Consider the following 24,022-nt stretch of genomic DNA (forward strand, 5'->3'; position numbering starts at 1 on the left):
AAATTCACAAAACCCTTTATCAGCAAGCAATGTAAGCATTTTTAATTGATAAATAAATCAATAAATTAAAAATAATTAAAAAAAATATAGTACTTTGTTTTGCATAGTACCATCTTTTATACATATATTTGCATAGTCAAGTAGTATATAAAAATAAAACAATGAATAAAAATAGCGAAAACACCAATGCATTCTTAATCCATATTTCGGCTTTTGCTGGATTTATGATTCCGTTTGGAAGCATTATCGTTCCATTAGTATTATGGCAAACCTTAAAAGACAGAAGTCGTTTTTTAGATGAGCAAGGAAAAGAAGCTGTTAACTTTAATATAAGTTATGCTTTATATGTTTTTATACTAGGTGTATCTATACTTCCATTTGCTTTCAGTACATTTTTTAGTCATATGCGTCATTACAATGACTTTGATTTTAACTTCCACTTTAGTGATGGAACTGGATTATTTGGATTTATTGGAATGGGAGCATTAATTTCAATTATAGGTTTGTTAAAGATTGCTTTAATAATTATTGCAGCTTTAAAATCTAAAGAAGGAGAAAATTACAAATATCCTTTGACTATAAAATTTATTAAATAACACGTATAAAACTCTTTATATGAAGATAGAAAATACAAAAGCACAAATGCGAAAAGGAGTTTTAGAATTCTGCATCTTGTCGATATTAAAACACGGCGATGCGTACACTTCTGAAATATTAGAAACATTAAAAAGTGCAGAAATGATTGTAGTAGAAGGAACTATTTATCCGTTACTAACACGATTAAAAAACGCAGGGTTATTAACCTATCGTTGGGAAGAATCTACTTCTGGACCACCAAGAAAATATTATGTATTAACAGAAAACGGAGCAATGTTTTCTAAAGAATTAGACAAAACCTGGGGAAACCTAGTAACAGCTGTAAACCAAATAACAAGTAAAAAAACAAAGTAATGAATAAGACAATAAACATAAATTTAGGAGGATTCTTTTTCCATATAGATGAAATTGCTTTTCAAAAATTAAAAAGATATTTAGATTCTATTTCTAGATCTTTAAGCGATGATCCTCAAGGAAAAAACGAAATTATTTCAGATATCGAAGCTCGTATTAGCGAATTGTTATCAGAAAAAATAACAGACGCGCGTCAGGTTGTAAACGAAAGTGATATTGATGAAGTTATCAAAATTATGGGGCAACCAGAAGATTATGCAGATGCAGAAGAAGGCTATGCAAACGAAGATTATAAGTATCAAAGAAGAAGAACTTCTAATGGTAAAAAACTATTTAGAGATGGCGACGATAAGTTTTTAGGAGGAGTTGCATCTGGTATTGCGCATTATTTTAATGTAGATACAGTTTGGATTCGTTTGGCATTTATCTTATTGGCGTTTAGCGGATTTAGCATTATAACCTATGTTATTCTTTGGATTGTAATTCCTGAAGCAGCAACAACTGCAGAGAAATTACAAATGGAAGGCGAAGCTGTAAATATTGATAATATTGAAAAAAAAATTCGTGAAGAGTTTAGTCATGTTTCAGAAACCATAAAAAATAGTGCTAGCGAAGTTTCTAGTAAAATTAAAGATGGTGCATCTAAGGTAAATGAAGGATTTAAAAAAGGAAGCAAAAAAACAACATCGGGTTTTCAAGATTTTTTAGACACTTTAGGCACAATAATTCTTACAATATTTAAAATTATTGGTAAGTTTATTGGAGTGATTCTAATGTTTGTTGCCGCAATCACCTTAATTTCTTTAATTATTGGAGCATTTTCTATCGGAAGTTTAGAATATATTGGATTTGATAGTGATTTTCCGCTATTTCAACCATTTTTCTATGACTCAATATTGCCCTATTGGCTGTTAATGGTTTGTACGTTTTTAGTTATTGGAATTCCATTCTTGATTCTGTTTGTATTAGGATTAAGAATCTTATCTAGCAATATTAAACAATTTAGCAAAGCAACCTCATTAACCTTATTTGGTATTTGGTTGGCTGCTGTTTTAGCATTGATTTTTACAGGAATTGAATACGGTACAACAAGAGCTTCATCAGGAAATAAAATTGAAAATATTGACGTAAATGTTATTGCAAACGATACGATTACTTTAAAAATGGTAAAAAGTGAAGATCTTTATTTTCAAGACAACAAATACAGCAACAATAATGTAGAAGCGATCTATCTAGATGGAAAAAAGAAATTATCATCTACCGATGTATATATTGATGTAGAAAAAAGCAATTCTGACAAATCTTATCTGCAAATTAGAAAATATTCTGAAGGAAGAAATAAATTAAACGCAACTAAAAATGCAGAAAGCATTTCGTACAATTATAAAATTGAAGACAACAAAATTTTGCTAGATGCTTATTTTATTAGCGAGTTTAAAAATGCTTTTAAAGATGAAGATGTATATATAAAATTATTTATTCCAAATGGGGTAACTGTGTATTTTGATACTTCCACCAAAAAATATTTGAACAATATAGAAAATACAACAAACACCTACGATCCAAGAATGGTAAACCATTATTTTCTAATGACGGATGATGGATTGCACAGTAAAGAACTAAAAGCCTTAGAAGAAAATGACGAAGAATATAACAGTTCATCAATAAAAAACGACAATTGAGTAACCAAAATTCGTTTCAAAACAGCTATCTATTGACATTTGAATTTTAAAATATAAAAATTATGAAATCAATCATCACCAAAACATTCGCATTTCTTTTTATTGTAACCGTTTCTACATCTTGTATGTTAGATGGCATCAATTCGGTTTCAGGAAACAGAAATGTAATTTCAGAGACACGAAAAATTAATGACGACTTCACAAAAATAGAAATTGGTCAAGGCATTCAATTGTACATCACACAAGACAATGATTTATCTTTAGTTGTAAAAGCTGATGAAAATCTACACAAACTCATTAAAACAGAAGTTGTAAATGGTGTTTTAAAAATATCATCAAAAAGAAATATTAGAAGAGCAAAATCTAAAAAGATATATCTTACTGCACCAAACATTAACGGAATTAAAGCTACAAGCGGAAGCGATGTTGTAACAGAAAACACAATTAATGCTGATATTTTTGACGCACATGTTAGTAGTGGCGCAGATGCAAGAATTGATGTAAATGCAGATTCGGTAAATTCTAGTTCTTCTAGCGGAGCAGATTTAAGACTAAAAGGAACAACCAACTATTTTTCTGCAAAAGCAACTAGCGGAAGTTCGATAAGAGCCTACGGTTTAAAAAGTAAAAATGCTACCGTAAAAGTAAATAGTGGCGCAAATATAGATGTACATGCTGTTGAATCTTTAACGGCAAAGGCAAGTAGCGGCGGTGACATCGACTACAGAGGAAATCCGAAAAAGATAGATAAAAACAAATCTTCTGGCGGAAGTATTTCTTCAAACTAAAATAAAGAATTAAAAAAGTTACAATTATGATGAAGATTTACCTTTTTATTATCGCAGTAACAATGTCTTATTTTGCAATTGGACAAATAAATGAGATTCCGAAATACAAACCATCAAACGTAGATTTACACAATCAAATTGTAAAAATGGATGCAATCTATTTCACTGCTTACAATAATTGCGATTTGGAAACTCAAGCTGACTTATACGATGAAAATATTGAATTTTTTCACGACAAAGGCGGTTTATCAACAGATAAAAATGGACTTTTAAAAGCTTTAAAAGAAAACATCTGCAATAAAGTTACTAGAACATTAATAAAAGGAAGCATAGAAGTATATCCAATAAAAGATTATGGAGCCATAGAAATTGGATATCACAAGTTCTTTAACAAAGAAGAACCCAATGCAAAGTCGATTCCTAGTAAATTTATTATGGTTTGGAAAAAAGAAAAAAACACTTGGAAAATCACAAAAGTGATTAGCCTACATTAACATATTAAAGAGCTATATTAGGGAGTCTTCAACCTTAATTATAGTACTAATACTTGGTTTTATTAGTTTACTTTGTAAAAGTCATATTATATATAATATGGCTTTTACTTTTTTTGTACATTTATAACCATGAAAAAAACAGCCCTACTTCTATTTCTTTGTATTTCAATGTCGTCTTGCGGACAAAATTTACCAAAAGGCTTTGTGTATCTCTCTAATGTTGATGCAAGTATTCAAACAGAAATGCGGTATATTACTAACAATAATTTTATTGGAAAACCTATTGATGGTTATATTAAACCAACAATTATTATTTCTGAACCTGCTGCAAACGCATTAAAAAAAGTACAACAAGAATTACTACAATTTAATTTAAGCCTTAAAATATTTGATACTTATAGACCACAACAAGCAGTAAATCATTTTGTGCGTTGGGCAAAAGTATTGAACGATACATTAATGAAACAACAATATTACCCAAATGTACCAAAAACACAATTGTTTAATCAAGGATATATTGCTGAAAAATCTGGTCATACAAGAGGAAGTACAGTAGATGTAACAATAATGGATTTAACAAGTGGAGAAGAATTAGACATGGGAAGTCCGTATGATTTTTTTGGCGAGGAATCTCATGCTTTAAATGATAAAATATCAAAAAAACAACGAGCAAATAGACTGCTGTTAAGAAACCTAATGGTTACAAACGGATTTAAACCAATAAAAACTGAATGGTGGCATTTTACTTTAAAAAATGAACCTTTTCCTGATACTTATTTTAATTTTCCTATCAAATAAATCAATTTTAACAGAACTAAAACACAACTTCAATTTTACGGTATTATATTTGCAGTATAGAAATTATATTTTTGTTTTATGAACCTGAACAAACAACTCTTTTTTATTTTAAGCTTACTGCTATTAGCTGCTCAATCTATGCATTCTCAAGAGGATAAGATTGGTGCAAAAAAGAAGATTTCTATAAAAGCAAAAACAATTCCTATTAAAAAAACTGGTTCCTTAGATTTTGATGCAACAAAGGGGTTTAAAAATGCCTACAAAAATTCACAAAAAACAAAAACGCAAGCCCAAAAAGATGCAGATTTAAGAAACAAAGGAATATTAAACCAAGCTAAACTCAACGAGGAACGTGTTTTAAAAGCATACAAAAAAATAAATGGTCGATATCAATATCCAAAAGTAGATCAAGATTTAGGTAGTTTTAGAACCAACTCAAAAAATGTAACAATTATTTGTAGAGATTTTCAATATCCTGACGGAGATATGGTAACCATTCTTGTAAATAACATTCCAGTAATTACAAATATTACACTAAAGCAGAATTATCAAAAATTTACAATTCCTATTGGTGTAGGAATTAACAAAATTGCTTTTAAAGCATTAAACCAAGGTTCTTCTGGCCCAAATACAGCTGCTTTTAAAGTATACGATGATTCAAATAACTTAATTTCATCTAACGAATGGAATCTTGCAACGGGTGCTGTAGCTACAATTTTAATTGCAAAAGATAAATAATAGTCCTTCTTAAAAAAATAGTTTTTTAAGCTTTCTACTTTTTATTAAAAACATTTTTTTTTAAAAACTAAAAACCCTTATTTTTGCAGTTCGCATTCATTTTTTATGCTACTTAAATTAGACTTTAACATCAACTAATAATGAAGAAAATCACCAAAGAAACTTACGTAAATTGGTATAGAGATATGCTGTTTTGGAGAAAGTTTGAAGACAAACTTGCTGCTGTATATATCCAACAAAAAGTAAGAGGTTTTTTACACTTATATAACGGACAAGAAGCTGTTTTAGCAGGTTCGTTACATGCAATGGAATTAGGTAAAGACAAAATGATTACCGCATATCGTAATCACGTTCAACCCATTGGAATGGGTGTTGATCCGAAAGCTGTAATGGCAGAATTATATGGTAAAGTAACAGGAACTTCTAAAGGAATGGGTGGTTCTATGCACATTTTCTCTAAAGAAAAAGGATTTTACGGTGGTCACGGAATTGTTGGTGGTCAAATACCTTTAGGTGCAGGAATTGCATTTGGAGATAAATATGCCGGAAACGACGGCGTAACATTAACCTATTTTGGTGATGGAGCTGCAAGACAAGGTTCTTTACACGAAAGTTTTAACATGGCAATGCTTTGGAAATTACCAGTTGTTTTTATTGTTGAAAATAATGGTTACGCAATGGGAACTTCAGTTGAAAGAACTGCAAATCATACAGATATTTGGAAACTTGGTTTAGGATATGAAATGCCTTGTGGACCCGTTGATGGTATGAATCCTATTAAAGTTGCAGAAGCTGTTGATGAAGCAATTCAAAGAGCTCGTCGTGGTGATGGACCAACTTTTTTAGAAATGAAAACCTATCGTTATAGAGGACACTCCATGTCGGATGCACAACATTATAGAACGAAGGACGAAGTAGAAGAATACAAAAAAATTGACCCTATTACACAAGTATTAGATGTTATCAAGGAAAAAAAATACGCTACGGAAGAAGAAATTGAAGCAATCAACAAAGAAGTAAAAGATTTGGTAAAAGAATGTGAGGAGTTTGCAGACAACTCTCCTTATCCAGAAGTAAATCAATTATACGATGTTGTATACGAACAAGAAGATTATCCTTTTATTAAAAGATAGATTATGGCAATAGTAGTAAACATGCCGCGTTTAAGTGACACCATGGAAGAAGGTGTTGTGGCACAATGGTTAAAAAATATTGGTGATTCTATTGAAGAAGGCGATATTTTAGCTGAAATTGAAACAGATAAAGCAACAATGGAGTTTGAATCGTTTAACGAAGGAACTTTATTACATATTGGTGTTCAAGAAGGAGAAAGTGCTCCGGTTGATACGCTTCTAGCTATTATTGGTGATAAAGGAGAAGATATCTCAGGATTGCTTAGTGGTAGCGCAGAGGAAACTCAAGAACCAAAAACGGAAGAAAAGAAAACTGAAGAAGCTCCTAAAAAAGTAACATCTACAGAACCAGTTGCTGAAGTTGTGGAAGCAAAAGCAACTACTACTACTGGTGGAAGAATTTTTGCTTCTCCTTTAGCAAAGAAAATTGCAAGTGATAAAGGTATTAATTTAGCGGACTTAAAAGGGTCTGGAGATAATGGAAGAATCACTAAAAAAGATGTAGAAAACTATACACCATCTACTACTGTAGCCGCTGAAACATCAACAGAAACATCTTCTGCTCCAATTGCAAAATTTGTTCCTGCTGGCGAAGAACATACAGAAGAAGTAAAAAATTCGCAAATGCGTAAAGCAATTGCGAAAGCTTTAGGAAACTCGAAATTTACGGCACCACATTTCTATTTAACCATAGAGGTTGATATGGACAATGCAATGGATTCTCGTAAAACCATTAACTCAATTCCAGACACAAAAGTATCATTTAATGATATGGTTGTTAAAGCTTGTGCAATGGCATTAAAAAAGCACCCACAAGTAAATACAAGCTGGACAGATAATGCTACGGTTTTTAAAAGTCATATTCATATTGGGGTTGCCGTTGCAGTAGATGAAGGATTGGTTGTACCAGTTTTAAAATTTGCAGACCAAATGAGCTTAACTCAAATTGGCGGAAATGTTAGAGAATTAGCAGGAAAAGCAAGAAATAAAAAAATTACTCCAAACGAAATGGAAGGAAGCACCTTTACAATTTCTAATTTAGGAATGTTTGGAATTCAAGAATTTACTTCAATTATCAACCAACCAAACTCAGCAATTTTATCTGTTGGTGCCATTGTACAAAAACCTGTTGTAAAAGAAGGTCAAATTGTAGTTGGCAACACAATGAAAGTTACACTTGCCTGTGATCATAGAACTGTTGATGGAGCTGTTGGAGCACAATTTTTACAAACTTTAAGAACGTATTTAGAAAACCCTGTTACCATGTTAGCGTAAAAGGATTTTTATATATTTGATAAAAAGAGCTCGGAAATATTTCTGAGCTTTTTTTTGAAACAACAATTGTTATACCTTAGCAACCTACATAAAACAGAGTATATATTTTTTTTAAAACAATGACAAAAAAAACAATTGGACGAATTGATCAAATTGATTTTCCAGAATTTGGCCTTTTAAATATTGAAGCCAAAGTTGATACTGGAGCCTATACATCAGCTATACACGCACATAAAATAGAAGAAACCATAATAAATGGTGAGAATTTTATTAACTTCACACTTTTAGATCCAAATCATATTCAATACAACGAAAAAGAATTTAGAACAAAGAATTACTATAAAAAAGTAATTAAAAGTTCTAACGGAACATCAGAAGAACGTTTTGCAATCAAAACAACTGTTACTCTTTTTAACGAAACTCACAATATCGAATTAACTTTAAGCGAAAGAAGCGACATGAAATATCCTATATTATTAGGCAGAAAGTTTCTTACTAAAAAGTTTATTGTAGATACATCACAAAAAAATAATTCGTACAAATTAAAATAAAGAATCTAATTATGAAGATTGCCATTTTATCAAGAAACCCAAAATTATATTCGACAAGAAGACTTGTAGAGGCCGGACAAAAAAGAGGTCACGAAGTTATTGTTGTAGATCATTTAAAATGCAATATAGAAATTGAAAGAAAAGCTCCAAAGATTTTTTATAAAGGCGAATATTTAACAGATATTGATGCAATTATTCCAAGAATTGGTGCTTCTGTAACATTTTATGGAACTGCAGTAATTAGACAATTTGAAATGATGAAAGTCTTTACCGCTGTGTCTTCAATGGCATTGGTTAGGTCTAGAGACAAATTAAGTAGTTTACAAATATTAGCAAGAGCTGGAGTTGGATTACCAAAAACAGTTTTTACAAATTACACAAAAGATGTTGAACATGTTGTAGAATCTGTAGGTGGACCACCTTTAGTATTAAAACTTTTAGAAGGAACTCAAGGTTTAGGTGTTGTCTTAGCAGAAACTCAAAATGCTGCAACATCTGTTCTAGAAGCATTTAATGGCCTTGGAGCAAGAGTGATTGCTCAAGAATTTATCAAAGAAGCAGGCGGAGCAGACATTAGAGCTTTTGTTGTTGATGGTAAAGTTATTGGCGCCATGAAACGACAAGGAAAAGAAGGAGAATTTCGCTCTAACTTACACAGAGGAGGAAATGCAAACGTCATTGAACTAACAGATGAAGAAGAAAAAACCGCATTAAAAGCAACCAAAGCCATGGGATTAGGTGTTGCGGGAGTTGACATGCTACAATCGTCAAAAGGACCTTTAGTGTTAGAAGTAAATTCTTCGCCAGGTTTAGAAGGCATAGAAGTTGCCACAAAGAAAAATATTGCAAAAGAAATCATTCGTTATTTAGAATTAAATGTTGAATAAACCTTTTAAAATTTTAGGGAAAGAAATTCCTAAAGGAGAACGTACTGTTTTAGATTTAGAAGTTGCCAAATTACATACAAGAACCACCCTAAAAGTTCCTGTAATTATTGAAAGATCTTTAAATCCAGGCCCAGTAGTTTTACTTTTAGCGGGTGTTCATGGTGATGAAATAAATGGAGTTGGTATTTTAAGAGAAATCATTGGGCAAAAAATAAACAAACCTGTAAACGGAACTATTATTTGTATTCCTGTTTTTAATATTTTCGGATATTTAATTCAAACTAGAGAATTTCCTGATGGAAGAGATTTAAACAGAATGTTTCCAGGTTCATCAAATGGTTCTTTAGCGAGCCAGTTTGCTTATCAATTTACCAAAGAAATTGCACCTCATGTAGATTATGTAATCGATTTTCATACAGGTGGCGGTCAAAGAGAAAATATTGCTCAAATAAGATGTAATATTGATGACGAAAAGGGATTAGAATTGGCTAAAGTTTTTAATCCACCAATCATAGTTTTTTCTAATAATATTGCAAAATCTTTACGAGAAACCATTAATAAGATGGGGAAAACCGTTTTGCTTTTTGAAGGCGGAAAATCAAAAGAGTTAGATGCTTCAATAATTAATGAAGGCGTAAATGGAGCAAAAAATGTATTGATTTATTTAGGTTTAATTGAAGGAGAGGTTACCATAAAAGAACAACCTGTTTTAATTAAAAAAGCAAAGTGGTTGAGATCTTCACATTCTGGAATGTTTAAGATTTTAGTAAAAAATGGAGCAAAAATAAAAAAGAAAGAAGTTTTAGGAATAATTGAAGATCCTTTTGGGGAGTTTAAAAAGAAAGTTTATGCGCCTTTTAATTGTCATATATTTTGTATAAATAAAACTCCAATTGTAAATAAAGGAGATGCTCTTTTTCATGTAAGTATCGAATAATAAAAAACCTCAAGAAATTCTTGAGGTTTTTTATTATCAAATTTCTTTTAATAATTATTTTCTCACAGTAGTGGCAACCATTTTTGTTGTTAATGCCTGACCTTGAGAGGTTAAATCCATATCAATTTTAGAAACTAAAGGCATTCCAGATTTTTTATCAACATCCATAGTTCCAACAACAGTTCCTGTAGCGTTTCCAGATACTTCACCTGTAACATTTAATAATATAGTTGCACTTGCAATAGATTTTACAGTATACACAAAATCAATAACCATCCCTTTTTCCTCTTTCTTCATCGTCCAAGAATCACCAACTCTAAGTGCTTTTTTAGGATACACAACATTATTTGTTTGATTTGTTAAATCACTTGTTCCTGGAATATTTGGTTCAACTGAAGTTTCAATAATTTCACCAAGGTTATTTCCTTTTACTGTTATAACTGCTTGTAACATCGGCCCCATTTGAGCCTTTATCATTTTTCCAGTAGCATCTAATTCATCATCACTTTTTGATGAATCGTAACTCATATTCATTCCCCCTTGATTCATATCCATAGAAATACTTGAAATTTTCATTTTACTTACATAAGTATCTTTAGAAGATTCTGTAATATCAGTATTCATTGTAATTGAAATATCCATAGACATCACATCTCCCATATCTTGAGACATTTTCATGGTTGTTACATAAGCATCACCTTTCTTATGATTTAATCTTAATAAAGTTGATTCTTGTGCGTTTGTGTTAATTGTAAATGCAATTACAATTAAAATAAGTAGTTTTTTCATCTGTTTTTAAATCTAAGTTTATGGGCTAAATATACCATCTATTATTGATTTATTTTGCCATTACTAAAAATAAAAATGCTCGAAGCATATGTTCGAGCATTCTATATGTATATGTAATTTACTTTTTAAAAATCTTGGTTTACATCCCAAGCTTCTAATGTTTCTTTTAATGTTTTGATAAACATTCCGCCCAAAGCACCATTTACAACTCTATGGTCATAAGAATGAGAAACAAACATTTTTTGTCTGATTCCGATAAAATCACCTTCAGGAGTTTCAATAACAGCAGGAACTTTCCTGATGGCTCCCAACGCTAAAATAGCAACTTGAGGTTGATTTATGATTGGTGTCCCCATCACAGAACCAAAACTTCCCACATTAGTTACCGTGTAAGTTCCACCTTGAATATCGTCTGGTTTTAATTGATTTCCTCTTGCTCTTACTGCTAAATCATTCACCGCTTTTGTCATACCAACCAAGTTTAATTGATCTGCGTTTTTAATAACAGGAACAATTAAATTTCCGTCTGCCAACGCAGCAGCCATTCCTAAATTAATATTCTTTCTCTTAATAATGTTATCACCATCGACAGCAATATTAATTAACGGGAATTTTTTAATTGTTGACGCAACTGCTTGCATTAAAATGGGTGTAAAAGTTAATTTTTCTCCTTCTCTTTTAAAGAAAGCATCCTTTACTTTAGTTCTCCACTTTACAATATTGGTAACATCAATTTCAATAAACGATTGTACATGTGCAGATGTCTGAACAGAATCTACCATATGTTTGGCTATCAATTTACCCATTCTACTCATTTCAATAACTTCATCTTCTCCGTTTACAGAAACTGGAGCCGCTTTAGAAACCTCTTTTGTAGCCTGAGTTTTAATTGGTGTTGTTTTCGGTTGTTCTGCAACTTTTTGAGGAGCTGAACTTCTGTTTTTTATATAGGATAAAATATCATCTTTTGTAACTCTTCCATCTTTTCCACTCCCAGAAATAGATTCTAATTCTTGCATAGAAACGCCTTCCTTCTGGGCTATATTTCTAACTAAAGGCGAGTAGAATTTTCCGCTTTCAGAATTTTTAGAAATTGGAGTACTAACTTCTTCAATTGTTGCTGTTACTTCTTTTTCTATTTCAACTACTTCTTTTGGTGATTCATTCGGTTCGCTTGAAACCGCAACAGTTTCTCCTCCTTCAGTTTCTATAACAGCAATTGTTGCACCTACTGCAACAACATCATCTTTCTCAAATAAAATTTCAACTAAGGTCCCTTCAACTTCACTTGGTACTTCAGAATCTACTTTATCTGTAGCAATTTCTACAATTGCTTCATCTAATTCTATCGTATCTCCAACCTCTTTTAACCACGATGTAATTGTTGCTTCTGCAACACTTTCGCCCATTTTAGGCAATTTAAGTTCGAATCTAGCCATTCTTCATTTTATTATTGTTTGCGAAAGTACAAAAAAAGTATGTGTATTCATTAAAAAATAATTAAAAAACATAAATCAAAAATTATTTATTTTTACAAATACCCTAACATATAAGTAATCTTGATTGCTAAAAATACATTATTTGTTTTTTAAAAGATGTTTAATTGTGAATCTCATAATTACAGTCGAGAAAGCATCCTCTTAATTAAAAAACAAATCACACATTCTATTTTACAACTTAATAAAACTATTAACCTATGACTTAAGTCATCTTTTGAGGTTAAAAGATGTCATAATTTTGTTGTATTAAATAAATAGATCATGAAAAACTTACACACTTTTATAATTATTCTACTTACCATAAGCACAATACAAAGCCAAGAGGTAACAAATTCAGCTCCTCTTGATGTTAAGCTATCTAGCAGTGTTTCAGTAAATGGAACTTCGACTTTACATGACTGGGAAAGTATCGTTGAGCTGACAAATGCAAAAATGACCTTAAAGAGTTTAGATGAAAGATCTATCGAAACTTTAGAAGTAAAAATTGAGGCAACAAGCATCAAAAGTGGCAAAAAACTAATGGACAAACTCACCTATGAAGCTCTAAAAGCTAAAGAGCACCCATTAATAACATTTATTTTTAAAAAAGGTGAAATTGTTTCTGATACCACAAAAGTTCTAACCCTTAAGCTTCAAGGCGATTTAACAATTGCTGGTGTCACAAAAAATGTAGCGGTGCTAACCACAATAAACAAGTTAGAAAACCAAACTACACTACAAGGAGAATATAAATTAAAAATGACAGATTATGGAATAAAACCACCAAAAGCATTACTAGGAACTATAAAAACCGGTGATGAAATAACAATTAAATTTAACTTAAACTTTTAATATAAACTAAAAAACAACAAGATGAAAAATAGAATTTTATCAACAGTATTCTTTTTTGTAGTTGCAATTGGCTTTCAAAATATTTATGCCCAAAAGCTGCAAAATTACTACTCAAAAGACAAAGCAGGAATTAACATATTTGATGTAGTTAAAACTAACGTACCCTTTAACGGTTTAGAAGTAAGAATTGGCGGAGCTTTCGCATTACAATGGCAAGGCATCAACCACTCTAACGATTTAAACAACTTAATTGACCTTGGTAGTGATTACAACTTACCTACCGCAAACATGACCATTGACGCTCAGCTTGCTGATGGATTGAGAGTTAAATTAGACTTATACTTAGCCTCAAATCACCACCACGAAACATGGGTAAAAGGAGGGTATTTGCAAATGGACAAATTAGATTTTATTTCTCCTGGGTTCTTGGAGAATTTTATGAAATATGCAACCATTAAAGTAGGACAGATGGAAAACAACTACGGGGACGCACATTTTAGAAGAAGCGATAACGCTAGCGCCTTTTTAAATCCCTTTGTAGGAAACTACCTAATGGATGCCTTTAGCACAGAAATAGGAGCTGAAGTTTACTATAAAAGAAACAATCTAATCTTTATGGGAGGTTTTTCAAACGGAAAATTAAATCAAAGTGTTATTGATGCTGAAGCAACTAGCTCTGCAATAATTGGTAAATTTGGATATGACAAACAAGTAAACAACGATACTCGAATTAGGTTAACAGGTTCTATGTACCACTCTTCTAAACTAAAAAGCGTGTATTTATACACTGGAGACAGAACAGGTTCTAGATTTTACAATGTGATTCAAGTCACTGGAGATTCAGCAGACTTTAGAGCAGGTCGTGTAAATCCAGGATTTAAAAATCAACTTACGTCATTTATGTTCAACAGTTTTATCAAATACAAAAACTTAGAATTTTTTGGAACTTATGAGAACGCTAAAGGTGGTGATAAAACCGGAAGCACAGAAACAAGAACTTGGAATCAAGTTGCAGGAGATGTTTTATATAGATTTGGAAACACAGACAATTTTTATATTGGTCTTAAGTACAATACAGCTAGCGGTAAATTAAGCAATGCTGACACAAATAAAGTTACAGTAAGCAGAATTGAAACTGGTTTAGGTTGGTTTATGACTAAAAATGTAATGAGTAAATTGGTGTACGTAAGCCAGGATCATAAAGACTATCCTTCAGCCAGTAAATATGCAGGAGCAAACTTTAAAGGAGTGGCGTTTGAAGCAGTGATTTCTTTTTAAGCAAAGCAAATTATAAGAAAAGGCGAGAGTAATTACTCTCGCCTTTTTATTTATTAAAACTACTTCACCCATTTTTTTGGATTCGCCAAAACTTCTAATAATTTAGCTTCCTCAGAATTTTCTTCTGGATGATGATTATAAACCCATTGAACAGTTGGTGGCAAACTCATTAAAATACTTTCTATGCGTCCATTTGTTTTTAAACCAAACAATGTTCCTCTATCGTGTACTAAATTAAATTCTACATAACGACCTCTGCGCACTTCTTGCCAATCTTTATGAACTCTTGAGTATCCAATATCTTTTCTTTTTTCAACAATTGGCACATAACTTTCTAAAAAACTATCACCCACTTCAGTCACAAAATTATATCGATCTTCTATAGAAAACTCATCTGTTTCTTTTAGGTAATCAAAGAACAAACCTCCTATTCCACGCGCTTCATTTCTGTGAGTATTCCAGAAATAGTCATCACAGGTTTCTTTAAACTTCGGATAAAATTCTAGATGATGTTTATCACAGGCTGTTTTGCAAACAGTATGAAAATGAATTGCATCTTCTTCAAACAAATAATACGGAGTTAAATCTTGTCCGCCACCAAACCACTGCGTTACAATTTCTCCAGAGGCATTGTACATTTCAAAATAGCGCCAATTGGCGTGCACTGTTGGCACAAACGGATTTTTTGGATGCAACACTAAACTCAATCCACAAGCAAAGAAATTTCCTTCTTCTACTCCAAATTGTTTTCGTAAAGCTTCTGGCAATTCTCCAAATACTTTTGAAATATTGACGCCTCCTTTTTCAAAAATATTTCCATTTTCTATTACACGAGTTCTACCTCCACCACCTTCAGCACGTTTCCAAAGATCTTCTTGGAAAGTTGCTTTTCCATCTACTTTTTCTAATGTTGAAGTTATGGTGTTTTGTAGATTTTCTATGTAAGCGTAAAACTTGTTCTTCATTCTTTAAATGGACTAAAATGTGCGTTAGTGATTGAAGTGACATCCTTTTTGCTTTTTTGCAAAAAGATATAACGGAAAGCGCGACCTTTAGGGAACGCCCAAAATATTTAAATTTTAGTTTGCTTTATATTCTTTTACCGCATCAATAAATGCTTTTGCATTGTCTAATGGAATGTTTGGTAAAATACCATGACCTAAATTTACAATGTATTTATCTTTTCCAAATTCGTTGATCATTTGATGCACCATTTTCTTGATTTCTGACGGCGGAGAAAACAATCTTGTTGGATCAAAATTACCTTGAAGTGTAATATTTCCACCTGATAAATAACGTGCATTTCTTGGAGAACATGTCCAATCTACACCCAAAGCAGAAGCTCCAGATTTCGCCATCGTATCTAGCGCAAACCAACATCCTTTTCCGAATGCAATTACTGGGGCATCTTCTTTTAATGCATCAATAATTTGCTGGATGTATTGCCACGAAAATTCTTGATAATCAACCGGAGATAACATTCCGCCCCAAGAATCAAAAACTTGTACGGCATTTACTCCTGCTTCCACTTTTGCTTTTAAATAGGCAATGGTTGTATCGGTAATTTTTTGTAATAATTGATGCGCTGCAATCGGATTTGTAAAACAAAATTCTTTTGCTTTGTCAAAATTCTTTGAACCTTGACCTTGTACACAATAACATAAAATTGTCCAAGGTGAACCTGCAAAACCAATTAACGGAATTTCATCATTCAACTTTTCTTTGGTTGCTTTAATTGCTTCCATTACATATCCTAATTCTTGATGAACATCAGGAATTATAACATTGTCAACACCTTTTTGGTCTCTAATAGGATTTGGCAAATACGGGCCAAAGTTTGGTTTCATTTCCACCTCAATATTCATCGCTTGCGGAATTACCAAAATATCAGAAAATAAAATAGCAGCGTCCATTCCATATCTACGAATTGGTTGTACTGTAATTTCTGATGCCAATTCTGGAGTTCTACAACGTGTAAAGAAATCGTATTTCTCTTTGATTTCCATAAACTCAGGCAAATATCTTCCTGCTTGACGCATCATCCAAACTGGTGGTCTATCAACAGTTTCTCCTTTTAAGGCTCTTAAAAATAAATCGTTTTTTATCATATTATAGCTTTTGGCTATTAGCACTTAGCTTTTGACTTTGGCTTTTAGCTATTCTTTATAGTATTTATTAATCCGTTAACCATTTTTCCTTCTTTTTCAATTAATTCAAAAATATCTTTTAATTCTTCTGGATTAATTAGATTCAATTCTTGAACAATAATCAACTGTGTTTCTACTTCGAAAAGTGAACCCATAGCGATTTCTAAAAACCGTTTGAATTCAATTTCACTATTTCTACTACATCCTTCTGCAATATTTGAAGGAATTGAAACTGCTGCTCTTGTTATTTGACTTTTTAATCCAAATTTCTCATCAGCAGGTAATTTTTGAGCTATTTTATAAATCTCCTTGACAATAACAATACCTTGTTCCCAGATCTTCAATTTTCTAAAATTTCTCATAGTTTATTTTCTAAAAACAAAAGGCTAAAAGCTATCAGCTACTTTTTTCATGGCTGCATCAATCGCTTTACTTATTTTTTCTAAATCTTTTTCACTCAATGCAGATGATAAAAACCAGGCTTCAAATTGACTTGGTGGTAAAAACACGCCATTTTTTATCATTTCCCAAAAGAATACTGCAAATTTCTGTGTGTCAGAAGTTTGTGCTTGCTCAAAATTTGTTACATCGCTTTTTGTGAAAAACGGATTGATCATAGAACCAAATCGATTTACCGTAATTTCTACCCCATTTTTCTCCGCTGATGCGTATAAAAATCCTTCTATTTTTTCTGCTACTGCATTAAATTGTTCATACGGGTTTTGTTTTTTCAACTCAGTCAATGTTGCAATTCCTCCTGCCATTGCAATCGGATTTCCACTCAATGTTCCTGCTTGATACATTCCGCCAAGTGGTGCAACTTCTTGCATAATTTCATTTCTCGCACCGTATGCTCCAACAGGAAAACCTCCACCTATTACTTTTCCTAAACAGGTAATATCTGCTTCAACTCCTAACAATTCTTGTGCTCCTCCAAATTTAGAACGAAACCCCGTCATTACTTCATCTACAATTAACAACGCTCCTTTTGTTTCTAAATAGGCTTTTAATTCTTTCAAAAAATTATTCTGGGGAATTACAACACCCATATTACCAGCTATTGGTTCGATAATAACTCCGGCAATATTATCATCATCTTCAAAGTGTTTTTTTACACTTTCTAAATTATTGTATTCTGCAATTAAAGTATTTTTTACAGCTCCTTCTGGAACCCCTTTAGAACCAGGTAAACTCAACGTTGCCAAACCAGAACCTGCTGCAACCAACAAAGCATCTTGATGCCCGTGATAACAACCCGAAAACTTGATGATTTTATCTTTTCCTGTATAAGCTCTTGCCAAACGAATTCCGCTTAACACCGCTTCTGTTCCTGAGTTCACAAAACGTACTTTATCCATTCCTGGAAAAGCATCACAAACAATCTTTGCGAGTTTGATTTCATTTTTTGTTGATGCTCCAAAAGAATACCCATTTTTTAATGCTTTGGTAATTGCCTTTTGTACTTTTTTATGACGGTGTCCTAAAATCATTGGTCCGTAAGACAACACTAAATCGATATATTTATTATTATCAACATCTGTAATTTTAGTTCCTTTTGCTTTTTTGATAAACAACGGATTTCCCCCAACGGATGAAAATGCTCTTACCGGAGAATTTACTGCTCCAACTAAGTTTACCAATCCTTTTTCGTATAATTTTTGTGATTTTTCGAATTTCATTTTTTAGCTTTTGGCTTTTGGCTTTTGGCAATTAGCTAAAGGCTAACTTCCAACAGCTAAAAGCTATTTATTTAATACTCTCGCTGCTTCTTTCGCAAAATACGTAATGATGATATCTGCTCCTGCTCTTTTCATAGAAAGCAAACTTTCTAGCATCACTTTTTCACCATCAATCCAACCTTTTTCTGCCGCAGCTTTTATCATGGCATATTCTCCACTTACATTATAACACGCAATTGGTCGGTCGAAATTATTTTTTAAATCTCTAATGATATCTAAATAAGATAAGGCGGGTTTTACCATTAAAATATCTGCGCCTTCTTGATCATCAAAGGTTGCTTCTCGCATTCCTTCGTCTCTATTTGACGGATCCATTTGATAGGTTCTTCGATCACCAAATGTTGGTGCAGAATCTGCTGCTTCTCTAAAAGGTCCGTAAAAAGCAGATGCATATTTTACAGCATATGCCATAATTGGTAAGTTTACAAAACCTGAATTATCTAAAGACTGACGCACCATATCAATTGTTCCATCCATCATTCCTGATGGCGCCACCATATCAACGCCCGCTTTTGCATGAGATATCACTTGCTTTGCCAAATTGACTAAAGTAGCATCGTTATTCACATCATTCTCGTGGATTACTCCACAATGTCCGTGACTTGTGTATTCACAAAAACACACATCAGTAATGACATATAAACTAGGATAGTTCTTTTTGATAAACCGAATTGCTTGTTGCATTATTCCGTTATCATTCCAAGTTTCTATACCTTCATCATCTTTTTTAGACGGAATTCCGAATAACAAAACTGCTGGAATATTTAATTCTACAACTTCATCCAATTCTTTTGAAATCCGATCCAACGAAAAACGCTTGATTCCGGGCATGGAAACAATTTCTGTTTCAATATTTTCACCTTCTTCAATAAAAAGTGGATAAATGAAATCATCAACAGAAAGTTTAGTTTCTCTAACCAATCTGCGAATTCCTTCTGATTTTCTAAGTCTTCTTGTACGATTCATAACATCTATTATGAGTTGCTGAAACAAGTTCAGCATAAAATTATTTTTTTACAAAATGTAAATTCACCAATTCTAATACACTTTCTACAGTTGGCAAATTGGCAACTTGCACATTATCAAAATGTTTTCTAGCTTCTTTCGCAGTACTTTCTCCGATACAAAAAGCAATTTTATTTGGCTGATTGTCTTGCAAATAACTTTCAACGGTAGATGGACTGTAAAATAGCACTCCAGAAAATTGTTCTCTCACATTTACTGGACTAAACATGGTTTTATATGCTTCTACTTCGTTTACTGTAATTTCGTTTTTTGTCAACACTTCTGGCAAGGTATCTAAACGTAAATCGCTACAGAAATACGTTACTTCTTGTCCTTTTATGTTTGAAGAAAGATATTCAGCTAACTTTTCTGCATTCTTTTCTGAATGTGTAACTTTTCCTATTTTCTGCTCGATTAACTTCTTTGTTCTTCTACCAACACAGTAAATATTATTAAAATTTAATTCTTGTTTTACAAAACTATTTAACAACGATTCTACACCATTCTTACTAGTAATGATTACATTTTCAATGTCATTTTTTATCACTTTTCGCGGAATCCTATTAAAGCGGATTTTAATAAAGTCACTGTCATCAACGGCAACAGTTTCTGGCAATAATCGTTTTTGAATTTCAGAAAGTTTCTTTGTAGAATACACTGCAAATTCTTTTACTTTATTTCCTTTTAGCGAATCCATTATTTCTTTTCCGCCTCTATTCAACACAAAGTCAGCACATTCTTTAGCGATGTAATTATGTCTCCCAATTTTTTCTTTAGAAGTAACATCTATTCTTTTGGTTCCATCAGCGTTTAATAAAACCCCTTTAAAATACACTTCATCTTCTTTCACAAAAGCTAAGGCTCCAATTGGCGCAGTACAACCACCTTCTAAAATATTTAAGAAATCGCGTTCTACTTTTGCAAGCATTGCTGTTTCTTCATCATTTAATTCTTTACATATTTCTAAAACACCTGTTGCTTCAGCTAAAGCAGAAATCGTTACAACTCCTTGCGCTGGAGCAGGAATCATCCAGTCCAAACTAAAAGCACCATCAGGTTTTAGCTTTAATCGTTCCAATCCGGCAGCGGCAAAAATTGCAGCATTCCAATCGTTGTTTTTTAATTTTTCTAATCTGGTTTGTATATTCCCTCTTAAACCAACAACTTGATGCGTTGGATGACGATGCAACCATTGTGCTTTTCTTCTTAAACTTCCGGTAGCGATGATGGCATTTTCTTGGGTTAAAAACTCTTCGTTGTCTTTAAAAACAAGCATATCATTAGAGTTCCCTCTTTTTAAAACTGCTGCCTGAACAATACTTTTTGGTAATATTGTTGGCACATCTTTTAAAGAATGAACTGCAATATCAATTTCATCATTCATTAAAGCAATATCTAAATTCTTCGTAAATATTCCTGTAATTCCTAATTCGTACAACGGTTTATCTAAGACCAAATCTCCAGTTGATTTTACGGCAACTATTTCTGTTTTGTGTCCTAAATACTCTAATTGTTGTTGAACTGTTTTTGCTTGCCAAAGTGCTAATTCGCTGTCTCTTGTACCAATTCTAATAATCTTCTGCATGTAGTTTTTCTAATTCAGTTCCAAACATTTTACTAACCACATTTATACTTTGCGGAATGGACGTTTCGTCGTCTTTTAAATGTTTTACAAACTGTGTTGTTATTTTTTGAATAAACCTTGATGTGATAATTTCTGCATGTTCTTCATCAAAACCTTTCAACTTCTTTTTATGAAAAGCAATTTCATCTTGCTGAATCGTTTCTAGCGATTGTTTTAGCGCATTAATTGCTGGTGTAAATCTACGATGATTTAACCATTCATTAAACTCATTTTTATGCGTTTCTATAATTGACTCTGCAAAAGGAATTTCTTGTTGACGAATCGCTAAGGTTTCATCTGTAATTTTAGATAATTCATCCACATTTACAAGGGTTACATTTGACAAATTTCTTGCCTCGGCGTCAACATTTGCAGGCATTGATAAATCTAAAATTAGGATTTCTTTATCTGTAGGAATGTGCTCTTTTGTTATTGTTGGAAAATTTGCTCCGGTAGAAACTATTAAGATGTCAGATTTTTTTACCTCTGAAGCCAAGCTGCTTATCGTTGCTTTTCTAATTGATGGATGCTCTTTAACAAATTCCGTTGCTTTTTCTTCGGTTCTATTGATTAAGCAAACCGATTTATTTTCTGTGTATTCTGCTAAATTTTTACAGGTATGCTTTCCCATTTTCCCCAAACCAAAAACCAACATGTTTTTGTGGTTGTAATTTGGTATATTAGAAATGATATATTGAACTGCTGCATACGAAACAGACGTTGTACCAGAACTTAAACGTGTTTCATTTTTAACACGCTTGCTTGCTCGCATCACATGATTTAAAAGTCTTTCGAAATATGCGTTTGTCGTTTTTTGCTTTTTTGCCTGCTTAAAAGAATTTCTTAATTGACCAACAATTTCGTAATCTCCTAAAATCTGACTATCCAAACCAGTTCCCATTCTAAACAAATGCGAAATGGCTTCTTGGTTTTTATACACATTAGAAACAGTTGCAAAATCCTCAACAGTTCCTTTAGAGTGCTTACACAATAAGTTAATTAACTGAAAAGGGTGTTCTGCTAATCCGGTAATTTCTGTTCTATTGCAGGTTGATAATACAAAAATACCATCAATACCATTTTCTTTAGCCTCTTGTAAAACCTGAATTTGAGCTTCTTTAGTTAACGAAAATTTACCTCTAACATCGGCTTCTGCTTTTTTATAGCTTACTCCAATATTGTATAAATTTACTTGATGATTTTTGGTTGCCATGTATTTTTTTTCAAAAAGTAGCTCAAAAGTAAAAACTTATTGCCAATAAAAGTATCGCTTAAAGAACTATTAATGTCGTTCTACGTTTTTTAACTATTTAATATTAAATAAAACTAAAAAATATGTATTTTTGCTGAAAAATAAGGACTTCTATCGATTTTTATATAGAACCATTCTAAATAAAAAAATTTCTTATTAAATTTTCAAAATGACAAAAAACAACGCAAAAAGTACTCTGAAAGAAATAAGCATTGAAAATTTATTTTTCTTATTACACTTTGAGAACGATCGTAAAAAAACACAACGATTTGAAAGAGACATAGATAGCTCTTTTATTCAGTTGCATTTTTGTATTAAAGGAAATTCTAAGTTTTTATTTAATAACGGAAGCTACACGCTTGATGTTTTAAATCAGCATTGTATTTTATTATACAATCCACAACAAAAACTACCAATAAATTTAGAAATAGACCCAAATACTTCTTTGGTTTCTTTATTAATTTCTATAGAAAAGTTTCATTCGTTGTTTTCTAAAGAAGCAAATCACATTCCTTTTTTAAGTGATGAAAACATCAACAGAAAATATTATAACGACGATATCATCAAGCCTTCGGTATTAATTGTTTTGCAACAAATTATCAATTCTAATGTAAACAGTTCTATTAAAGAATTGTTTATCAAAGGTAAAATTTACGAATTATTGAGTTTGCATTTTCAAAAAGAAGATACAGCAAATGCAGATTTTTGTCCTTTTTTGGTTGATGAGCAAAATGTTTTAAAGATCAGAAAAGCTAAAGACATCATTATTTCTAGAATGGCAGAACCGCCAAGTTTACATGAGTTATCTAACGAAATTGGCTTGTCATTAAAAAAGTTAAAAGAAGGTTTTAAACAAATTTATGGCGATACTGTTTATGCTTTTTTATTCGATTATAAAATGGAACACGCCAGAAGATTGTTAGAAAGCAACAAACACAATGTAAACGAAGTAGGCTCTACAATTGGCTACAGCACCTCAAGTCATTTTATTGCTGCTTTTAAAAAGAAATTTGGAACTACTCCAAAAAAATACGTGAGTTCTTTACAAAACAGTTAAATGAAGCAATTACATCACACAGAAATAGAAAACAAACAACAAAATTTTCCAATTACCATTGTTTGTGACGCCATTAGAACTCCAGAAAACATCGGAATGTGTTTCAGGATTGCTGAAAGTTTTGGTGTGCAAAAAATCTATTTACACGAAACTTCGCCGTCAATTGAAAATCGAATTGTAAAAAAAACAGCGAGAAATACGCTCAATCAAATTGAGTATGAAACGTATTCTGATTTTACGAAAATCATACATCAATTAAAAGCAGAAGGAAACACCATTATCGGAATTGAAATTACCGATAAAAGTGTCGAAATTCAAAATTATGATTTTACAAAACATAAAAAAATAGTGTTGCTTTTAGGAAGTGAACGCAACGGAATTGAAAACATCAATATCGTTGATAAAACGGTTGCAATACCAATGTACGGAAGAAATTCTTCAATGAATGTAGTGCATAGTTTATCGATTGCATTGTATGAAGTAACAAATCAATTAGGAATTAGGAATTAGGAATTAGGAATTAGGAATTAGGAATTAGGAATTAGGAATTAGGAATTAGGAATTAGG

25 protein-coding genes are annotated in these 24,022 nt (G+C 32.0%); 16 read left to right on the forward strand and 9 right to left on the reverse strand.

The genetic code is table 11. The annotated features are described in order from the left end of the window. The first annotated feature begins 161 nt into the window (after positions 1-161). The 12 genes from ACEWL1_RS11715 to ACEWL1_RS11770 all read left to right on the forward strand — a co-directional run bounded on the left by ACEWL1_RS11715 (position 162) and on the right by ACEWL1_RS11770 (position 10,234). Entirely contained in the window at positions 162-596 is a 435-nt protein-coding gene (locus ACEWL1_RS11715) for a DUF4870 domain-containing protein (RefSeq protein ID WP_409233490.1), read from the forward strand. Between the two features lie 19 nt (positions 597-615). Beyond that, positions 616-951, forward strand: a complete 336-nt coding sequence (locus ACEWL1_RS11720; RefSeq protein WP_347173941.1) for a PadR family transcriptional regulator — start codon at positions 616-618, stop codon at positions 949-951. Then, complete coding sequence (locus ACEWL1_RS11725) at positions 951-2,633, forward strand: PspC domain-containing protein (RefSeq protein ID WP_409233491.1); 1,683 nt, start codon at positions 951-953, stop codon at positions 2,631-2,633. The genes ACEWL1_RS11720 and ACEWL1_RS11725 overlap by 1 nt, the downstream gene beginning before the upstream one ends. Positions 2,634-2,695: 62 nt before the next feature. Next, a complete protein-coding gene (locus ACEWL1_RS11730) occupies positions 2,696-3,421 on the forward strand; it encodes a head GIN domain-containing protein (protein WP_409233492.1) in 726 nt (241 codons plus the stop codon). A gap of 26 nt (positions 3,422-3,447) precedes the next feature. Next, a complete protein-coding gene (locus tag ACEWL1_RS11735) occupies positions 3,448-3,915 on the forward strand; it encodes a nuclear transport factor 2 family protein (RefSeq protein ID WP_409233493.1) in 468 nt (155 codons plus the stop codon). A gap of 129 nt (positions 3,916-4,044) precedes the next feature. Beyond that, on the forward strand, positions 4,045-4,713 hold the full coding sequence (locus tag ACEWL1_RS11740) for a M15 family metallopeptidase (protein WP_409233494.1): 669 nt from the start codon (positions 4,045-4,047) through the stop codon (positions 4,711-4,713). Between the two features lie 78 nt (positions 4,714-4,791). After that, a complete protein-coding gene (locus tag ACEWL1_RS11745) occupies positions 4,792-5,451 on the forward strand; it encodes a hypothetical protein (RefSeq protein WP_409233495.1) in 660 nt (219 codons plus the stop codon). Between the two features lie 140 nt (positions 5,452-5,591). Further along, positions 5,592-6,584 (forward strand): pyruvate dehydrogenase (acetyl-transferring) E1 component subunit alpha, encoded by a 993-nt coding sequence (gene pdhA / locus ACEWL1_RS11750; protein ID WP_409233496.1) that lies wholly within the window; start codon positions 5,592-5,594, stop codon positions 6,582-6,584. 3 nt (positions 6,585-6,587) lie between these two features. Continuing rightward, positions 6,588-7,859, forward strand: a complete 1,272-nt coding sequence (locus tag ACEWL1_RS11755; RefSeq protein WP_409233497.1) for a pyruvate dehydrogenase complex dihydrolipoamide acetyltransferase — start codon at positions 6,588-6,590, stop codon at positions 7,857-7,859. 119 nt (positions 7,860-7,978) lie between these two features. Further along, positions 7,979-8,410, forward strand: a complete 432-nt coding sequence (locus ACEWL1_RS11760) for an ATP-dependent zinc protease family protein (protein WP_409233498.1) — start codon at positions 7,979-7,981, stop codon at positions 8,408-8,410. Between the two features lie 11 nt (positions 8,411-8,421). Then, entirely contained in the window at positions 8,422-9,297 is an 876-nt protein-coding gene (rimK, locus tag ACEWL1_RS11765) for a 30S ribosomal protein S6--L-glutamate ligase (RefSeq protein WP_409233499.1), read from the forward strand. Beyond that, complete coding sequence (locus ACEWL1_RS11770) at positions 9,287-10,234, forward strand: succinylglutamate desuccinylase/aspartoacylase family protein (protein WP_409233500.1); 948 nt, start codon at positions 9,287-9,289, stop codon at positions 10,232-10,234. Before rimK ends, ACEWL1_RS11770 begins: the two co-directional genes overlap by 11 nt. Before the next feature lie 54 nt (positions 10,235-10,288). Here the strand turns inward: ACEWL1_RS11770 and ACEWL1_RS11775 are convergent, their stop codons facing one another. Together ACEWL1_RS11775 and ACEWL1_RS11780 are read right to left on the reverse strand one after the other, a co-directional pair. Next, entirely contained in the window at positions 10,289-11,023 is a 735-nt protein-coding gene (locus tag ACEWL1_RS11775; protein ID WP_409233501.1) for a DUF6263 family protein, read from the reverse strand. Positions 11,024-11,148: 125 nt separating this feature from the next. Then, entirely contained in the window at positions 11,149-12,462 is a 1,314-nt protein-coding gene (locus tag ACEWL1_RS11780; RefSeq protein WP_409233502.1) for a dihydrolipoamide acetyltransferase family protein, read from the reverse strand. A 321-nt stretch (positions 12,463-12,783) separates the two neighbouring features. Between ACEWL1_RS11780 and ACEWL1_RS11785 the strand changes: the two genes are divergently transcribed. Together ACEWL1_RS11785 and ACEWL1_RS11790 are read left to right on the forward strand one after the other, a co-directional pair. Next, positions 12,784-13,353 carry a YceI family protein gene (locus ACEWL1_RS11785; RefSeq protein WP_409233503.1) on the forward strand — a complete coding sequence of 190 codons (570 nt, stop codon included), beginning with the start codon at positions 12,784-12,786 and terminating at the stop codon, positions 13,351-13,353. 21 nt (positions 13,354-13,374) lie between these two features. Beyond that, positions 13,375-14,631: a hypothetical protein gene (locus ACEWL1_RS11790; RefSeq protein WP_409233504.1), complete on the forward strand. Its 1,257-nt coding sequence runs from the start codon at positions 13,375-13,377 to the stop codon at positions 14,629-14,631. A gap of 59 nt (positions 14,632-14,690) precedes the next feature. Here the strand turns inward: ACEWL1_RS11790 and hemF are convergent, their stop codons facing one another. The 7 genes from hemF to hemA all read right to left on the reverse strand — a co-directional run bounded on the left by hemF (position 14,691) and on the right by hemA (position 22,359). Then, positions 14,691-15,596, reverse strand: a complete 906-nt coding sequence (gene hemF / locus ACEWL1_RS11795) for an oxygen-dependent coproporphyrinogen oxidase (RefSeq protein ID WP_409233505.1) — start codon at positions 15,594-15,596, stop codon at positions 14,691-14,693. Between the two features lie 114 nt (positions 15,597-15,710). After that, positions 15,711-16,739, reverse strand: a complete 1,029-nt coding sequence (gene hemE / locus ACEWL1_RS11800; RefSeq protein ID WP_409233506.1) for a uroporphyrinogen decarboxylase — start codon at positions 16,737-16,739, stop codon at positions 15,711-15,713. A 44-nt stretch (positions 16,740-16,783) separates the two neighbouring features. Continuing rightward, positions 16,784-17,122, reverse strand: a complete 339-nt coding sequence (locus ACEWL1_RS11805; RefSeq protein ID WP_409233507.1) for a four helix bundle protein — start codon at positions 17,120-17,122, stop codon at positions 16,784-16,786. Positions 17,123-17,164: 42 nt separating this feature from the next. Further along, on the reverse strand, positions 17,165-18,457 hold the full coding sequence (gene hemL, locus ACEWL1_RS11810; RefSeq protein ID WP_409233508.1) for a glutamate-1-semialdehyde 2,1-aminomutase: 1,293 nt from the start codon (positions 18,455-18,457) through the stop codon (positions 17,165-17,167). 63 nt (positions 18,458-18,520) lie between these two features. Then, a complete protein-coding gene (hemB, locus tag ACEWL1_RS11815; RefSeq protein ID WP_409233509.1) occupies positions 18,521-19,483 on the reverse strand; it encodes a porphobilinogen synthase in 963 nt (320 codons plus the stop codon). 40 nt (positions 19,484-19,523) lie between these two features. Then, a complete protein-coding gene (gene hemC / locus ACEWL1_RS11820; RefSeq protein WP_409233510.1) occupies positions 19,524-21,107 on the reverse strand; it encodes a hydroxymethylbilane synthase in 1,584 nt (527 codons plus the stop codon). Next, positions 21,091-22,359, reverse strand: a complete 1,269-nt coding sequence (gene hemA / locus ACEWL1_RS11825) for a glutamyl-tRNA reductase (RefSeq protein ID WP_409233511.1) — start codon at positions 22,357-22,359, stop codon at positions 21,091-21,093. Before hemA ends, hemC begins: the two co-directional genes overlap by 17 nt. A 208-nt stretch (positions 22,360-22,567) precedes the next feature. Here hemA and ACEWL1_RS11830 point away from each other — a divergent pair, with 208 nt between their 5' ends. Together ACEWL1_RS11830 and ACEWL1_RS11835 are read left to right on the forward strand one after the other, a co-directional pair. Further along, entirely contained in the window at positions 22,568-23,455 is an 888-nt protein-coding gene (locus ACEWL1_RS11830) for a helix-turn-helix transcriptional regulator (RefSeq protein ID WP_409233512.1), read from the forward strand. Then, positions 23,456-23,965, forward strand: coding sequence for a TrmH family RNA methyltransferase (locus ACEWL1_RS11835; RefSeq protein WP_409233513.1), 510 nt, complete (start codon positions 23,456-23,458; stop codon positions 23,963-23,965). It abuts the gene before it with no gap. Positions 23,966-24,022: the final 57 nt, after the last annotated feature.

The organism is Polaribacter gochangensis (genome assembly GCF_046224025.1).
GTDB lineage: Bacteria > Bacteroidota > Bacteroidia > Flavobacteriales > Flavobacteriaceae > Polaribacter > Polaribacter gochangensis.

Coding starts and splice junctions, on each gene's coding strand:
- ACEWL1_RS11715 (WP_409233490.1), top strand. CDS start 162: ATGAATAAAAATAGCGAAAACACCAATGCATTCTTAATCCATATTTCG.
- ACEWL1_RS11720 (WP_347173941.1), top strand. CDS start 616: ATGAAGATAGAAAATACAAAAGCACAAATGCGAAAAGGAGTTTTAGAA.
- ACEWL1_RS11725 (WP_409233491.1), top strand. CDS start 951: ATGAATAAGACAATAAACATAAATTTAGGAGGATTCTTTTTCCATATA.
- ACEWL1_RS11730 (WP_409233492.1), top strand. CDS start 2,696: ATGAAATCAATCATCACCAAAACATTCGCATTTCTTTTTATTGTAACC.
- ACEWL1_RS11735 (WP_409233493.1), top strand. CDS start 3,448: ATGATGAAGATTTACCTTTTTATTATCGCAGTAACAATGTCTTATTTT.
- ACEWL1_RS11740 (WP_409233494.1), top strand. CDS start 4,045: ATGAAAAAAACAGCCCTACTTCTATTTCTTTGTATTTCAATGTCGTCT.
- ACEWL1_RS11745 (WP_409233495.1), top strand. CDS start 4,792: ATGAACCTGAACAAACAACTCTTTTTTATTTTAAGCTTACTGCTATTA.
- pdhA (WP_409233496.1), top strand. CDS start 5,592: ATGAAGAAAATCACCAAAGAAACTTACGTAAATTGGTATAGAGATATG.
- ACEWL1_RS11755 (WP_409233497.1), top strand. CDS start 6,588: ATGGCAATAGTAGTAAACATGCCGCGTTTAAGTGACACCATGGAAGAA.
- ACEWL1_RS11760 (WP_409233498.1), top strand. CDS start 7,979: ATGACAAAAAAAACAATTGGACGAATTGATCAAATTGATTTTCCAGAA.
- rimK (WP_409233499.1), top strand. CDS start 8,422: ATGAAGATTGCCATTTTATCAAGAAACCCAAAATTATATTCGACAAGA.
- ACEWL1_RS11770 (WP_409233500.1), top strand. CDS start 9,287: ATGTTGAATAAACCTTTTAAAATTTTAGGGAAAGAAATTCCTAAAGGA.
- ACEWL1_RS11775 (WP_409233501.1), bottom strand. CDS start 11,023: ATGAAAAAACTACTTATTTTAATTGTAATTGCATTTACAATTAACACA.
- ACEWL1_RS11780 (WP_409233502.1), bottom strand. CDS start 12,462: ATGGCTAGATTCGAACTTAAATTGCCTAAAATGGGCGAAAGTGTTGCA.
- ACEWL1_RS11785 (WP_409233503.1), top strand. CDS start 12,784: ATGAAAAACTTACACACTTTTATAATTATTCTACTTACCATAAGCACA.
- ACEWL1_RS11790 (WP_409233504.1), top strand. CDS start 13,375: ATGAAAAATAGAATTTTATCAACAGTATTCTTTTTTGTAGTTGCAATT.
- hemF (WP_409233505.1), bottom strand. CDS start 15,596: ATGAAGAACAAGTTTTACGCTTACATAGAAAATCTACAAAACACCATA.
- hemE (WP_409233506.1), bottom strand. CDS start 16,739: ATGATAAAAAACGATTTATTTTTAAGAGCCTTAAAAGGAGAAACTGTT.
- hemL (WP_409233508.1), bottom strand. CDS start 18,457: ATGAAATTCGAAAAATCACAAAAATTATACGAAAAAGGATTGGTAAAC.
- hemB (WP_409233509.1), bottom strand. CDS start 19,483: ATGAATCGTACAAGAAGACTTAGAAAATCAGAAGGAATTCGCAGATTG.
- hemC (WP_409233510.1), bottom strand. CDS start 21,107: ATGCAGAAGATTATTAGAATTGGTACAAGAGACAGCGAATTAGCACTT.
- hemA (WP_409233511.1), bottom strand. CDS start 22,359: ATGGCAACCAAAAATCATCAAGTAAATTTATACAATATTGGAGTAAGC.
- ACEWL1_RS11830 (WP_409233512.1), top strand. CDS start 22,568: ATGACAAAAAACAACGCAAAAAGTACTCTGAAAGAAATAAGCATTGAA.
- ACEWL1_RS11835 (WP_409233513.1), top strand. CDS start 23,456: ATGAAGCAATTACATCACACAGAAATAGAAAACAAACAACAAAATTTT.